The organism is Sphingomonas asaccharolytica NBRC 15499, from assembly GCF_001598355.1.
In the GTDB taxonomy this organism is placed as follows: Bacteria; Pseudomonadota; Alphaproteobacteria; order Sphingomonadales; family Sphingomonadaceae; genus Sphingomonas; species Sphingomonas asaccharolytica.
Map to the genome: position 1 here is coordinate 1 of NZ_BCYU01000101.1, position 13,793 is coordinate 13,793.

Sequence of the window (13,793 nt, forward strand, 5' to 3'; positions counted from 1 at the left end):
TGAACTTAGGGGATCTCAAGCCGCATTGCGCCGCCGCTTGAGACCCCAGCTTTCGCTGGGTGATGGGGGCCGCTGGGGCGGCGAAGGATGTCGTGCCACGCATCCAGCTTGACGCCCCACTCGTTTCGTCTATGAATTGGCACGGTTCGTCGACGGAGCACGCGCATGCAGCCCGATACCGCCTTTCAGAGATCCCCCGGATTGAAGCTCATCCTGGCGATCGTCATCGCCATGATGCTGACCATCCCGCTCTTCGCGATCTACCTCCTGGTCTATGATCGCCAGCATCAGTCCGACACCGCGCGCAGCTCGATCGCGCAGGGTTGGGGCGGACCGCAGACGCTGATCGGACCGCTGCTGGCCATTCCCTATCAGGCGCAGACGACGACCACCGAAACGGTCGACGGCAAGCAGGTGACCAAGACCGGCATCGAGATGCGCGAACTGGTCCTTTCACCCGAAACCGCCGACATCGCGACCAAGATCGCGCCAGAGGTTCGCAAGCGGTCGATCTATGAGGCGGTCGTCTATGGCGCGCATACCGCCGGGCGGGCGCGATTCGCCTTGCCTGCCGATCTGCAGCGCTACGGCGTCGCCGCCGACAAACTTCAGCTCGATCGCGCCGAACTGCGCTTCGGCGTATCCGATCCGCGTGGTCTCTACGGCGCGCCGCCCAAGGTCACGATCGACGGCGTTGCGCGATCGCTGCAGCCCGGCAAGGGGCCCGGCGAAACCAACGGCGCCGGCTTCTACACCTGGCTCGACGCCACCGCGCTCACGACCAAGCCGATGATCGCCGATTTCGCCTTCGACCTGTGCGGCAACGCGTCGCTGGCACTGGTCCCCCGCGCCGGCGACACGCGCTGGACGATCACTTCGCCCTGGCCCAATCCCAGCTTCCAGGGCGGCTTCCTGCCGACCGATCGCCATGTCGGGGCCAATGGATTCACCGCGACCTATCGCGTCGGCAATCTCGCGCTCGGACGGACATTGGTCGATACCGGTGACACGGCCGCCGCGCCGGTCGTCCCGGCATCGCCCGGCTCAGCATCGGTCGAGCGCGCGGCCGCCGCCGGCCCGCAGGCGATGACCGCGCAGGTCGACCTGGTCACGCCGGTCGACCTGTACGACCAGGTCAATCGCTCGGTGAAATACGGCTTCCTGTTCATCGGCTTCACCTTCATGGCGTTCCTGATGTTCGATGTGGTCGGCGGGGTGCGAGTCGCGACGGTCGAGTATTTGCTGGTCGGCGCCGGCCTGATCCTCTTCTTCGTGATGCTGCTGGCGTTCGCGGAAGTCGTCGGCTTCACCCTAGCCTATCTGGTCGCGGCGGGCGCGATCGTCGGCTTGCTGACGGCCTATTCGGCAGCGGTGCTCAAGAGCCGCCGGCGCGCCGGCTTCATTCTCGGCCTGCTCGTGGCGCTCTACGCGGTGCTCTACATCCTGCTTAGTCTCGAGGCCTATTCGCTGCTGATCGGATCGCTCCTGCTCTTCGCGGCCCTGGCGGCGGTGATGTTCCTCACCCGCAACATCGATTGGGGACGGGTCGCGCCGCCGGTTCCGGTATAAGCCCAAACATATAAAAGCCCCTCCCTGTCCGGGAGGGGCCTTTCCTGTTCTCCGCTCCGCCTCAGATCGTTGTGCCGCCGTCGATCGTCAGCGTCGTGCCGGTGATGTAGGATGCATCCGGCCCCGCCAGGAAAGCGGCGGCTCCGGCGATTTCCTCAGCCTCGCCGAAGCGGCCGAGCGGGACCTGGGAGATCAGCAGATCGTAGACCGGCCCTTCGCTTGGCGCCAGGTCGGTGGCGATCGGCCCGGGCTGGATGACGTTGACCAGGATCTTGCGGGCGGCGAGATCCCTCGCCCAGCCGCGCCCCAGCCCGGCCACCGCCGCCTTGGTCGCGCCGTAGGTCGCGATGCCCGGAAATGCCGCCGTCTCGCCGGCGATCGACCCGATCAGAATGATCCGCCCGCCATCGGGGATATGCGGCAGGGCCGCGCGCGTCCCCACGTGCAGGCCGCGGACGTTCACCCCGAACTGGTGGGCGAACGATTCGTCGGTGTCCTGATCGACCTCGAAGAATTCGGCGACGCCGGCATTGTGGACCAGGATATCGATCCCGCCCAGCGCGCTGGCCGCCGCGTCGATCCCGGCGCGCTGCGACGCATCGTCGGCGGCATCGGCCTGGATCGCCACTGCCTTGCCGCCCGCCTGCTCGATGGCCGCGACGGTCGCGTCGGCGGCGGCCTTGTTGCCGGCATAAGTGATCGCGACCTCCGCGCCGTCGGCGGCCAGCCGCTTGGCGATCGCCGATCCGATTCCGCGCGATCCACCCGTCACCAATGCCTTCTTACCGTCGAGAATGTTGCTGCGGGACATGAGTCTTCTCCGAATATCTGCCCGCGATCACGACATCGTGCGCTGCCGGCGAACCGCGATCTGGGAAGCTCGGTTCGATAGTTCAATATTCCCGAACTATGAAAATAATGAACCTTTCCTATATTCATCGCATGCCCCGCTTTACCCATCCCCGACTGGAGGACGTGCCGCTCGATCTGGCGCTTCACGCGCTGGCCGATTCCAACCGTCTGGCGATTGTCGCGCGGCTGGCCGCGGCGGCGGGGCTGAGCTGTTCGAACGCAGCGCCGTGCGACGCACCGGTTCCCAAAAGCACGCTGTCCAACCATTTGAAGACGCTGCGCGCCGCCGGATTGATCGAAACCACGCAATCGGGCCGCGAGATGATCAACGTGCTGCGCCGCACCGAGTTCGACCAGCGCTTTCCCGGCCTGCTCGATGCGATACTTGCCAACAACGCGGTTTGACGGGGTTGCACTCCGCAGCCGAAAGGCATAGCCGCACCGCAGCACCGCGATAGGGACACGCAATGGCCGAGTTCAGCCTGCCGAAGAACAGTAAGATCCGCAAGAACGGCACGGTCCACAAGGCACCCGAAGGCGCCACCAATATCCGGCGTTTCAAAATCTATCGTTACGATCCGGACACCGGCGAGAATCCGCGCTACGACATTTTCGAGGTCGATCTCGACACCTGCGGACCGATGGTGCTCGACGCCCTGATCAAGATGAAGTCCGAGCAGGATTCGTCGCTGACTTTCCGCCGCTCGTGCCGCGAGGGGATTTGCGGGTCGTGCTCGATGAACATGGACGGCAAGAATGGCCTCGCCTGCACGACCGCGATCGAGGACTGCAAGTCGGAAGTCACGATCACCCCGCTGCCGCACATGGAAGTGATCAAGGACCTGGTCCCCGACTTCACCCATTTCTACGCGCAATATGCTTCGATCAAGCCGTGGCTGCAGACCGTCACCCCGGCGCCCGCGGGCAAGGAACGGCTGCAAAGCCCGCAGGATCGCGAGAAGCTCGACGGGCTGTACGAATGCATCTTGTGCGCCTGCTGCTCGACCAGTTGCCCGAGCTATTGGTGGAACAGCGACAAGTTCCTCGGCCCGGCGATCCTGCTCCAGGCGTATCGCTGGCTCGCCGACAGCCGCGACGAGATGACCGGCGACCGGCTCGACCAGCTCGAGGATCCGTTCCGCCTCTATCGCTGCCACACGATCATGAATTGCGCCAACGCCTGTCCCAAGGGGCTCAATCCCGCCAAGGCGATCGCCGAGATCAAGAAGATGGAAGCCGAGCGGATTGTCTGACACACCTGCCGGACCAGATGTGACCGACGCGCCGAGCCCGCTCTTCCTCTACGACAACGATCCCGATCTGCCGGGCTGGAAGCGCTGGCAGTTCCGCGACTCGTCTCGTTTCAATTCGTTTCTCGAACCGCTCCAGGTGAAACTGGAGGGCGGTATCGCGCGGGTCCGCATGATGCCGCGCCACGACCATTCCAACATGCGCGACAATGTCCATGGCGGCGCGCTACTCGGCTTCATGGACGTGTCGCTATTCGCCGCCAGCCGCGCCTTCGGATGCCTGAGCGCAGGGGGTGCGGTGACACTCGACCTGTCGGCGCAATTCATCGGCGGCGGCATGATCGGCGAGCCGCTCGAGGCGCATATCGAATTGCTGCGCGAAACCAGCCGCATGCTGTTTCTGCGCGGGCTAATCGTCCAGGAAGGCGTCCCGACGATTGCCAGCTTCACCGGCACGTTGCGCAAATCTAGCCCGCCGCCAGGCATGGTGGACACCCAATGACGCGCTCGTTCTCCCTCTCCCCATCTCGGAGAGGGTGTTGAAAGTCATCGACCAATATCACGCGCTGATCGCCGCCGGCGAATTGCGCGCTGACCCAGACCAGGAAGCCGCCGCCCGGCGCCTCGACGGGCTCCAACAGGAACTAGAAGCCCAGCCCAAACGCGGATCGGTGTTATGGCGGGCGCTCGGCCGCAAGCCGGAGTCTCCGCGCGGCATCTATATGTGGGGCGGTGTCGGGCGGGGCAAGTCGATGCTGATGGACCTGTTCTTCGGCTGCCTGGCGATCAACCGCAAACGCCGCGTCCATTTCTCCGAATTCATGCTCGAAGTGCATCAGCGCATCGCCGAGGAGCGCAAGAAGGAGGCGGGCGACCCGATCGCTCCCGTCGCCGCCGCGCTGGCCGATGAAGCGCGGCTGCTGGCGTTCGACGAGATGATGGTAACCAACTCGCCCGACGCGATGATCCTATCGCGGCTGTTCACCGCGCTGATCGAAGCCGGCGTAACCGTCGTCACCACCTCGAACCGCCCCCCCAAGGACCTCTACAAGAATGGGCTTAACCGCGAGCATTTTCTGCCCTTCATTGACCTGATTGGGCAGCGGCTCGACGTGCTGCCGCTGAACGGGCCCGTCGATTATCGCCGCGACCGGTTAGGACAGCAGGAAACCTGGCTGGTGCCCAACGGCCCCGAAGTGACCAAGGAATTGTCGGCCGCGTTCTTCCGCCTGACCGACTATCCGCCCGAAGACGCCGCGCACGTGCCGAGCGAGGACATCCCGGTTCAGGGCGGACGCAGCTTGCATGTGCCCAAATCGCTCAAGGGCGTCGCGGTGTTCAGCTTCAAGCGATTGTGCGCGGAGGCGCGCGGCGCGGCGGATTATCTCGCGATCGCGCGGCACTATCATACCGTGATCCTGGTCGGCATCCCCAAGCTCGGGCCCAACAATCGCAACGAAGCGGCGCGCTTCGTCTCGCTGATCGACGCCCTCTATGAGAACAAGGTCAAATTGCTCGCCGCCGCCGATGCCAAACCCGCCGACCTCTACCCCACGGGCGACGGCCGCTTCGAGTTCGAGCGCACCGTCAGCCGGCTCGAAGAAATGCGCTCGGACGAGTATCTGGCGCAGGGTCACGGCGTAGAATGACGGCAGGATCATCTTAACTGGCTCGCGTTAGGTCGGCGGGATGGCGCAGGAAAGGCAATTGACGCTCGACGTCGTCCGCGGGACGGCGATCCTCCTTGTCCTCCTGTTCCATTTCCGCGTGCCGCTAGGCGTGCCGATACTAGACGCCGCGCTGCAGCCCGTCTTCGCCGTCGGCTGGATCGGCGTCGATCTGTTCTTCGTCCTCAGCGGCTTTCTCGTCGGCCGCATCATCCTGACCGAAGCAGACACGCCGGCCGGCCTCAATCGTCAGCGATTCTTCTTCCGGCGCATCCATCGGCTCTGGCCGGTCCTGTTCGTCTATCTCGCGACGCTGCTGCTATTGGGCGGCACGCAAGCTTGGCCGGCGGTCTGGCCCGTCCTGCTCCATGTCCAGAATTACAGCACCGATGCGCCGAGCCATCTCTGGTCGCTGGCGGTCGAGGAGCATTTCTATTTCGTCGCCGTGCTGGTGCTGCCCCCTCTGCTGCGGCGGGGCGGGCATCGATACGTGGAACGGATTCTCGTGACGGTGATGCTCGCCAGCCTCGCGCTGCGGCTCGCCGCAATCGCGATCGGCGCGCCATTGCTCCATCTCCAGTGGCAGACGCCCTATCGGCTCGATTCGCTGGCGTTCGGTGTGCTGATGGCGTCGACCGCGATTCATCGGCCCGCTCTGTTCGCGCGGGTCGCCGGAAGCCGGCGGGTCTGCCTAGCGATCGCGACTGGCGGCCTCGCAATTCTGTCTCTGGCTGGCACGGTGTGCTTCGTCATGGCATCGGTTTCACGATCGCCTATCTTTCGTCGGGCGCATTCATAATGGCGTTGATCGATTGTCGCGTTGCGCCGGCATTCGCATGGCCAGCCGAGCGGCTCGCGGCGATGGGGCTGATCGCCTATCCGCTCTATATCTGGCACGCGAGCATCGGCGCCGTGGTCCGGGCGAGCGCGGCGAGTGCTGGACTCACTGCGCCCGCCGCTATCATCGGTTTTTCGATCGCAGCGGCCACCGCGATGGCAGCTTCGATGCACGTGCTGGTCGAGCGCCCCGCCATGCGGCGGCGCGACCGGCCCCGGTCCGGTGCTCGATCCATCGACGTCGCGCCGGCGACATGGTCGCGACGGACGTGGACCGGCCGCTGTCAGGGCGACGTACGCGAAGAAACTGCTGTGCGGCAGCAAGGTGAGCATCATGGTCCGATTGCGCAGCGGCAGATCGAGGCTCGCCCCAGCCCATAGCCGCCACGGCAAGAAGGCGGCGCCGAAATGATAGCCGAGCACCGGCAATGCGCCGACGAAGCGCGGCAGGTCGACCGCGATGATCGTGCCCTCGCCCGGTTTTCCTCATCTGCTCCTTGCATGCGGACCGCTTAAGATCGCCTGTAACCGCTCGCCACGGCATCGTGGCGACGATATCATCGCTAGGTCCGCCAATTCGGGAGGCAATCTGTGATCGTCACCACTACCGAGAACGTCGCCGGCCATGAAGTCGCCAGGAACCTGGGCCAGGTGTTCGGCGTCGTCGTCCGCAGCCGGGGTATCGGCGGCAACTTCACCGCCAGCCTGCGTTCGATCGTCGGCGGCGAGATTCCCGAATATACCAAGCTGGTCGAGGATGCGCGGCGCCACGCGATCGACCGCATGATCCAGAATGCGACGGTGATGGGGGCCAATGCGGTTGTCATGATGCGCTTCGACTCGGGCGAGATCGCACAGGCGATGAACGAGGTCGTCGCCTACGGCACGGCGGTCATCCTCGACCCGGCACCCTGACATGTTGCGCAACATCGTCCTCGCGCTTGGCCTTGCCTGGCTGGCGGTCGGGCTATGGGTTACCGTGGTCGACGCCGCCGGCTGGCCGATGCTGATCTTCCCGGCGATCATCGTCGCCGGGATCGTGTTCGAGCGCGTCAATTACCGCGGCAACGCCAGCACGCCGCTCGACGCCAATTGGCGCCCGACCAACGAACGCTTCCTCGACGAAGCGACCGGGCGGCCGATCACCGTCTGGTTCAATGCGGCAACCGGCGAGCGCCGCTATGTCGACGATTGACGCACTATTGCACTTGCGAATGAATTGCAGTAATGGATGTTAATTCCTCCCGTTTAGCGGTTGCTTCGGGACGGCCAAGCGCCTAAGCGCCGTCGCGTTCCCGCGCGCCCTGGGGTGCGCCCACTCGCGCTTAGGAGTGCTCATGGCCCGCAAGAAGATCGCGCTGATCGGCGCCGGCAATATCGGCGGCACGCTCGCCCATCTCGCCGCCCAGAAGGAATTGGGCGACATCGTCCTGTTCGACGTCGTCGAGGGCGTGCCCCAGGGCAAGGCGCTCGACCTCAGTCAGTGCGGCCCGATCCAGGGCTTCGACGCGAAGATCACCGGGTCGAACGATTACAAGGACATCGCAGGCGCCGACGTCATCATCGTCACCGCCGGCGTCGCCCGCAAGCCGGGCATGAGCCGCGACGACCTGCTCGGCATCAACCTCAAGGTGATGAAGGCAGTCGGCGAGGGCATCAAGAATAACGCCCCCGACGCGTTCGTCATCTGCATCACCAACCCGCTCGACGCGATGGTCTGGGCGCTGCGCGAATTCTCCGGCCTGCCGCACAACAAGGTGGTCGGCATGGCGGGTGTGCTCGACTCGGCGCGCTTCAGCCATTTCATCGCCGACGAGTTCGGCGTGTCGGCGCGCGACGTTACCACCTTCGTGCTCGGCGGCCACGGCGACACGATGGTCCCGGTCGTTCAATATTCGACCGTCGCCGGCATCCCGGTCCCCGATCTGATCAAGATGGGCAAGTCGACGCAGGAGCGGATCGACGCGATCGTCAAGCGCACCCGCGGCGGCGGCGGCGAGATCGTCGCGCTGCTCGGCACCGGCTCGGCTTATTATGCGCCAGCCACCAGCGGCATCGCGATGGCCGAAGCCTATCTCGGCGACCAGAAGCGCCTGCTGCCGTGCGCCGCTTATGTCGACGGCAAATACGGGCTCGACGGCCTGTATGTCGGCGTGCCGGTGATCATCGGCGCGGGTGGCGTCGAGGAGATCGTCGAGATCGCGCTGGACGACGAAGCCAAGGCGAACCTCGGCGTGTCGGTCGACGCGGTCAAGGAATTGCTGGTCGCCTGCAAGGGCATCGACAGCTCGCTGGCGTGATCGCCCTGCTCGCCTTTGGACTCGCCGCCGGTAGTGCCGGCGCGACGCCGTCGACCTATCCCGCAGCAGCGGTGGTCGACGCGTTCAAGGGCCTGTGCGGCAATCCGGCATCGATCGACGCCATCCGCGCCGCCGCCCGCGACAATGGCTGGGCGGAATTCATCCCAGCGCCCAGCAGCGACCTTGGCAAGATCCTGGCGAACGGCAAAGCCATGGCGTCGCAGATCGCGCCCAAGGACGCGAAAATGCAGCTATCGGCCTTCGTGGCCTTTCGGAAGACGGTCGCCGGACGGGATATCGAAGCGACGACCGATGCGGCGACGATCGCCGCGTCGGGCAAGACGATAACCGCCACCGGCTGCCAGATATATGACTTCACCGCGCGGGCGATGCCCGATGACGGCGCATTGACGGCCTGGGCCGGGCGAGCGCCCGACAAGAAGATCGATACCGGTCAGATCTCGATGTCTTCGTGGGACAATGGCCTAGCCCGCCCGATCTCGAAGCTGACGATCGCCTATACGCCGGCCACCTCTCCGCTCGCCGATCCGGCACGGATGGTGATGCTCGGTCTCTCCATCAAATCGCAGCAATTCACGGTGACACAATGAACCTCCGCAAAGCAGCGATGCTCGGCGCCCTAGGCCTCGTCATCGCGGCGCCCGCGGCGGCGGCGGACGGTCCCGACCTGCAACCTGCGCCGCAGGCTACGATCGTCGCCGGGGCTGAGGCCTGCCTGGGCTCCACGATCGACCCTTCCGGCCAGACCGCGCGCTTCGCCGGATGGACGGCGGCCACGCCCGACCAGAAGAAGGGCGTGAATGTCGATAGTGACGGCATTGTGGTGCATCGCGACAACGTGATGATCGCTTTCAAGACCGGCACGGACGGCGGCTGCGTCGTCATGGCGACGGCCGCGACGGACTTCGATCCCGCGACTTTCTACCCGCAGATCAGCACCGTCGTCGGCGCGAGGGTGCAGCCGGCAGAGACACCCACGCCGATCACCTTGCCCGATGGCGAGATCTTCATCCCGGTCATTTCACCAAAGACGTCCAGCGCGGCGCCCAAGATCATTCTGGTTTTCGCCAATAGCGCCAGCAAATTCGCCAAGAAGGGAAACTGACGTTGTCCATCCTCGTCGACAAGAACACCAAGGTCATCACCCAGGGAATGACCGGGGAAACCGGGAGCTTCCACACTAAGGCAGCGCTCGATTACGGCACGCAGATGGTCGGCGGTGTGACGCCGGGCAAAGGCGGCGCCGAGCATCTCGGCCTGCCGGTCTATGACACTGTCGCCGAGGCGGTCAGCAAGACCGGCGCTACCGCATCGGTGATCTACGTGCCGCCGCCCTTCGCCGCAGACTCGATCCTTGAGGCGATCGACGCCGAGGTGCCGCTGATCGTGACGATCACCGAGGGCATTCCGGTACTCGACATGGTCAAGGTCAAACGCGCCTTGTCGGGCTCCAAGTCGCGGCTGATCGGCCCGAACTGCCCAGGCGTACTGACGCCGGGCGAGTGCAAGATCGGCATCATGCCCGGCAGCATCTTCAAGAAGGGCTCGGTCGGCGTTGTAAGCCGATCCGGCACGCTTACTTATGAAGCCGTGTTCCAGACCTCGAATGCAGGGCTTGGCCAGACCACCGCGGTCGGCATCGGCGGCGACCCGGTCAACGGCACCAACTTCATCGACGTGCTCGAGCTGTTCCTGGCCGATGACGAGACCAAGTCGATCATCATGATCGGCGAGATTGGCGGATCGGCCGAAGAAGAAGCGGCGCAGTTCCTGAAGGACGAGGCCAAGCGCGGCCGCAAGAAGCCGATGGCCGGCTTCATCGCCGGCCGCACCGCGCCTCCGGGCCGCCGCATGGGCCATGCCGGGGCGATCGTCTCGGGCGGCCAGGGCGGCGCCGAGGACAAGATCGCGGCGATGGAATCGGCGGGCATCAAGGTCTCGGCCAGCCCGAGCCTGCTCGGCGAGACGCTGCTCGAGGTGTTGAAGGGGTGAATGTTTGGCCGTCGCCCCGGCGCAGGCCGGGGCCGTTGGCGGCCTGCGATAACTTAGCGGCCCCGGCCTTCGCCGGGGCGACGAGGTGAAGCCAATGGGCTACGAAGGTCTGGATTTCAGCGACATCGCCTCCGGCGTGTCGCCTGCGTTCGTCGAAGCGCTGTACAGGAAGTTCAAGGAATCACCTGAGTCAGTCGAGCCATCGTGGCGCGGCTGGTTCGAGGGGTTGGAGAATGGCCCGTCGACCGCGAGCTGGGCGAATCCCGCCTGGCCGCTGGCGTCGACCGACGATCTGACCGCGGCGCTCGACCCGACCCAGATGGAACCCGCGCCCAAGCCCGCGCGCGGCGGCACTCCCGCGCCGGCTCCGGCGGCCAAACCGGCGAGCCAGGACGATATCGTCAAGGCGGCGAGCGACTCGATCCGCGCGATGCTGCTGATCCGGACCTATCGCGTGCGCGGCCACCTCGCGGCGACGCTCGATCCGCTCGGCCTGATCCGCCAGGATCTGCCCGACGACCTCAAGACCGAATATTACGGCTTTTCCGAAAGCGATATCGACCGCCCGGTCTACATGGGCGGGACGATGGGCCTGCAATGGGCGACGATCCGCGAGCTGGTCGACATATTGCGCGCCAATTATTGCGGCAATGTCGGCCTGGAATATATGCACATCGCCGATGTCGAGGAGCGCCGCTTCCTGCAGGACCGGATGGAGGGCAAGGACAAGGCCATCCAGTTCACCGTCGACGGCAAGAAGGCGATCCTCAACAAGGTGATCGAAGCCGAGCAATGGGAACGCTTTCTCGGCAAGAAATATGTCGGCACCAAGCGCTTCGGGCTCGACGGCGGCGAGGCGATGATCCCCGCGCTGGAAAGCGTGATCAAATATGGCGGCGCGATGGGCGTCAACGAGATCGTCTATGGCATGGCGCATCGCGGCCGGCTCAATGTGCTGGCCAATGTCATGGCCAAGCCGTTGCGCGTCATCTTCCACGAATTCGGCGGCGGTTCGGCCAATCCCGAGGATGTCGGCGGGTCGGGTGACGTCAAATACCATCTCGGCACCTCGACCGACCGCGAGTTCGACGGGATCAAGGTCCATATGTCGCTGGTCGCCAACCCCTCGCACCTGGAGGCGGCGGACCCGGTCGTGCTGGGCAAGACCCGCGCGATCCAGACATTGGCCGGCGACCTTGAGGAGCACAGCCATTCGCTCCCCGTGCTGATCCATGGCGACGCGGCGATGGCGGGCCAGGGCATCGTGTGGGAATGCCTCGGCTTCTCGGGCATCCGTGGTTACAATACCGGCGGCTGCATCCACTTCGTCATCAACAACCAGATCGGCTTCACCACCAGCCCGCAATTCGCACGCTCGTCGCCTTATTGCTCGGATGTGGCGAAGGGCGTCCAGGCGCCGATCTTCCACGTCAATGGCGACGATCCCGAAGCGGTGACCTTCGCCTGCAAGATGGCGATCGAGTTCCGCCAGAAATTCCACCGCGACATCGTGATCGACATGTGGTGCTATCGCCGCTTCGGTCATAACGAAGGCGACGAGCCGAGCTTCACCCAGCCGCTAATGTACAAGGCGATCCGCCAGCATCCGTCGGTCAGCGAAGTCTATGGCAAGCGCCTGATCGCCGAGGGTGTGGTCGACCAGGCGTGGATCGACACGATCACGCACCAGTTCGACACGCTGCTCGAAGGCGAGTTCGAGGCGGGCGCGTCGTACAAGGCGAACAAGGCGGACTGGTTCGCCGGCCGCTGGTCGGGGCTGCACGCCCCGGCCGATGCCGAGACCGCGCGGCGCAACGTCGAGACGGGCATCGAGCGCAAATTGTTCGACAGCCTGGGCCGCACGCTGACCACGATCCCCGAGGACCTCACCGTCCACAAGGCGCTCAACCGCGTGATCGACGCCAAGCGCGAGATGTTCAAGACGGGCGAGAATTTCGACTGGGCGACCGGCGAGGCGCTCGCCTTCGGTTCGCTGCTGTCGGAAGGCTATGGCGTCCGCCTGTCGGGCCAGGATTCGGGCCGCGGTACCTTCTCGCAGCGCCACGCGGTGTGGGTCGACCAGAATGACGAGCACAAATACGTGCCGCTGTGGAATGTCGAGCACGGCAATTTCGAAGTGCTCGATTCGCCGCTCAGCGAATATGGCGTGCTCGGCTTCGAATATGGCTATGCGCTCGCCGATCCCAAGACGCTGGTGATCTGGGAAGCGCAGTTCGGCGATTTCGCCAATGGCGCGCAGATCATGATCGACCAGTTCATCGCGTCGGGCGAGGCCAAGTGGCTACGCGCCAACGGCCTGGTGATGATGCTGCCGCACGGTTACGAAGGTCAGGGCCCCGAGCATAGCTCCGCGCGCCCCGAGCGCTTCCTCCAGCTGTGCGCCGGCGACAATATGCAGGTCGCCAATTGCACCACGCCGGCCAACATTTTCCATCTGTTGCGTCGCCAGATGCATCGGACGTTCCGCAAGCCGCTGGTGATTTTCACGCCCAAGTCGCTGCTGCGCCACAAGCGCGCGGTGTCGAAGGCGGAGGACTTCCTGGGCGACAGCCACTTCCGCCGGCTGTTGTCGGATCCGGATGCGGCGCCGGATGTCGAGACCAAGCGGCTGGTGCTGTGCTCGGGCAAGGTCGCCTATGACCTGTTCGAGGCGCGCGACGCGGCGGGCGACAAGAACACCCAGATCGTCCGCGTCGAGCAGCTCTATCCGTTCCCGGGCGATCCGCTCGCCGAGCGCGTCCGCCGGATGCCCAATCTCGAAGAGATCGTCTGGGCGCAGGAAGAGCCGCGCAACAACGGTTATTGGTTCTTCGTCGAGCCGCTGATCGAGGAAGCGCTGACCGCCGCCAAGTGCAAGGTGAAGCGCGCGCGCTACGCCGGCCGCGCCGCCTCGGCCTCGCCCGCGACGGGGCTCGCCAAGCGCCACCAGACCGAACAAGCCGCGCTCGTCGCCGACGCGCTCGGCCATAATGTACGCGAAGAAATTCGCCGTACGCGGAAAAGCTAAGGGAAGATCATGGCAACCGAAGTCAACGTCCCCACGCTGGGCGAATCGATCGTCGAGGCAACCGTCGGCGAATGGCTGAAGCAGCCAGGCGATCCGGTGAAGGCCGACGAGCCCATCGTCAGCCTGGAAACCGACAAGGTAGCGGTCGAAGTGCCGTCGCCGGTCGCCGGCGTGATGGGCCAGCATGCAGTCGCGGTCGGCAACAATGTCGCGGTCGGTGCGCTGCTCGCGACGATCGAGGCAGGCGGTGCCGGCGCGGCTGCGCCGGCCCCCGCCC

The 13,793-nt window shown here is 65.1% G+C and carries 16 protein-coding genes; 15 read left to right on the forward strand and 1 reads right to left on the reverse strand.

Going from position 1 to position 13,793, the window contains the following annotated elements; genetic code table 11:
• Window positions 1–165: 165 nt before the first annotated feature.
• A complete protein-coding gene (gene creD, locus SAS01S_RS19465) occupies window positions 166–1,569 on the forward strand; it encodes a cell envelope integrity protein CreD (RefSeq protein WP_066812538.1) in 1,404 nt (467 codons plus the stop codon).
• Between the two features lie 61 nt (window positions 1,570–1,630).
• On the opposite strand, the gene SAS01S_RS19470 is transcribed toward creD, so the two are convergent.
• Window positions 1,631–2,380: an SDR family NAD(P)-dependent oxidoreductase gene (locus tag SAS01S_RS19470; protein ID WP_066812539.1), complete on the reverse strand. Its 750-nt coding sequence runs from the start codon at window positions 2,378–2,380 to the stop codon at window positions 1,631–1,633.
• A 131-nt stretch (window positions 2,381–2,511) separates the two neighbouring features.
• On the opposite strand from SAS01S_RS19470, the gene SAS01S_RS19475 reads away from it, so the two are divergent.
• The 14 genes from SAS01S_RS19475 to SAS01S_RS19540 form a co-directional block, all read left to right on the forward strand.
• Window positions 2,512–2,826, forward strand: coding sequence for an ArsR/SmtB family transcription factor (locus tag SAS01S_RS19475; RefSeq protein ID WP_066812552.1), 315 nt, complete (start codon window positions 2,512–2,514; stop codon window positions 2,824–2,826).
• Between the two features lie 62 nt (window positions 2,827–2,888).
• On the forward strand, window positions 2,889–3,674 hold the full coding sequence (locus SAS01S_RS19480; protein WP_066812540.1) for a succinate dehydrogenase iron-sulfur subunit: 786 nt from the start codon (window positions 2,889–2,891) through the stop codon (window positions 3,672–3,674).
• Window positions 3,667–4,173 (forward strand): PaaI family thioesterase, encoded by a 507-nt coding sequence (locus SAS01S_RS19485; RefSeq protein WP_245657019.1) that lies wholly within the window; start codon window positions 3,667–3,669, stop codon window positions 4,171–4,173. The genes SAS01S_RS19480 and SAS01S_RS19485 overlap by 8 nt, the downstream gene beginning before the upstream one ends.
• Window positions 4,174–4,210: 37 nt before the next feature.
• A complete protein-coding gene (gene zapE, locus SAS01S_RS19490) occupies window positions 4,211–5,320 on the forward strand; it encodes a cell division protein ZapE (RefSeq protein WP_439646849.1) in 1,110 nt (369 codons plus the stop codon).
• A 58-nt stretch (window positions 5,321–5,378) separates the two neighbouring features.
• On the forward strand, window positions 5,379–6,137 hold the full coding sequence (locus tag SAS01S_RS19495) for an acyltransferase family protein (RefSeq protein WP_169804988.1): 759 nt from the start codon (window positions 5,379–5,381) through the stop codon (window positions 6,135–6,137).
• The gene (locus tag SAS01S_RS19500) at window positions 6,137–6,556 is read left to right on the forward strand and encodes a hypothetical protein (protein ID WP_066812544.1); all 420 of its coding nucleotides are present in this window, start codon (window positions 6,137–6,139) and stop codon (window positions 6,554–6,556) included. The genes SAS01S_RS19495 and SAS01S_RS19500 overlap by 1 nt, the downstream gene beginning before the upstream one ends.
• Before the next feature lie 210 nt (window positions 6,557–6,766).
• Window positions 6,767–7,090, forward strand: coding sequence for a YbjQ family protein (locus tag SAS01S_RS19505; RefSeq protein WP_066812545.1), 324 nt, complete (start codon window positions 6,767–6,769; stop codon window positions 7,088–7,090).
• Between the two features lies 1 nt (window position 7,091).
• Window positions 7,092–7,370 (forward strand): hypothetical protein, encoded by a 279-nt coding sequence (locus tag SAS01S_RS19510; RefSeq protein ID WP_066812546.1) that lies wholly within the window; start codon window positions 7,092–7,094, stop codon window positions 7,368–7,370.
• Window positions 7,371–7,512: 142 nt separating this feature from the next.
• Entirely contained in the window at window positions 7,513–8,475 is a 963-nt protein-coding gene (gene mdh / locus SAS01S_RS19515) for a malate dehydrogenase (protein WP_066812547.1), read from the forward strand.
• On the forward strand, window positions 8,472–9,086 hold the full coding sequence (locus tag SAS01S_RS19520; protein WP_066812548.1) for a hypothetical protein: 615 nt from the start codon (window positions 8,472–8,474) through the stop codon (window positions 9,084–9,086). Before mdh ends, SAS01S_RS19520 begins: the two co-directional genes overlap by 4 nt.
• Window positions 9,083–9,601 (forward strand): hypothetical protein, encoded by a 519-nt coding sequence (locus tag SAS01S_RS19525; RefSeq protein WP_066812549.1) that lies wholly within the window; start codon window positions 9,083–9,085, stop codon window positions 9,599–9,601. The genes SAS01S_RS19520 and SAS01S_RS19525 overlap by 4 nt, the downstream gene beginning before the upstream one ends.
• A gap of 2 nt (window positions 9,602–9,603) precedes the next feature.
• On the forward strand, window positions 9,604–10,488 hold the full coding sequence (gene sucD / locus SAS01S_RS19530) for a succinate--CoA ligase subunit alpha (RefSeq protein WP_066812550.1): 885 nt from the start codon (window positions 9,604–9,606) through the stop codon (window positions 10,486–10,488).
• A 94-nt stretch (window positions 10,489–10,582) separates the two neighbouring features.
• Entirely contained in the window at window positions 10,583–13,516 is a 2,934-nt protein-coding gene (locus tag SAS01S_RS19535; protein WP_066812551.1) for a 2-oxoglutarate dehydrogenase E1 component, read from the forward strand.
• A gap of 9 nt (window positions 13,517–13,525) precedes the next feature.
• Window positions 13,526–13,793, forward strand: a 268-nt coding sequence (locus tag SAS01S_RS19540) for a biotin/lipoyl-containing protein (protein ID WP_304945411.1), incomplete at its 3' end; no start/stop codon positions are given.

Coding starts and splice junctions, on each gene's coding strand:
- SAS01S_RS19475 (WP_066812552.1), top strand. CDS start 2,512: ATGCCCCGCTTTACCCATCCCCGACTGGAGGACGTGCCGCTCGATCTG.
- SAS01S_RS19525 (WP_066812549.1), top strand. CDS start 9,083: ATGAACCTCCGCAAAGCAGCGATGCTCGGCGCCCTAGGCCTCGTCATC.
- SAS01S_RS19535 (WP_066812551.1), top strand. CDS start 10,583: ATGGGCTACGAAGGTCTGGATTTCAGCGACATCGCCTCCGGCGTGTCG.
- creD (WP_066812538.1), top strand. CDS start 166: ATGCAGCCCGATACCGCCTTTCAGAGATCCCCCGGATTGAAGCTCATC.
- SAS01S_RS19470 (WP_066812539.1), bottom strand. CDS start 2,380: ATGTCCCGCAGCAACATTCTCGACGGTAAGAAGGCATTGGTGACGGGT.
- SAS01S_RS19480 (WP_066812540.1), top strand. CDS start 2,889: ATGGCCGAGTTCAGCCTGCCGAAGAACAGTAAGATCCGCAAGAACGGC.
- SAS01S_RS19510 (WP_066812546.1), top strand. CDS start 7,092: ATGTTGCGCAACATCGTCCTCGCGCTTGGCCTTGCCTGGCTGGCGGTC.
- mdh (WP_066812547.1), top strand. CDS start 7,513: ATGGCCCGCAAGAAGATCGCGCTGATCGGCGCCGGCAATATCGGCGGC.
- SAS01S_RS19500 (WP_066812544.1), top strand. CDS start 6,137: ATGGCGTTGATCGATTGTCGCGTTGCGCCGGCATTCGCATGGCCAGCC.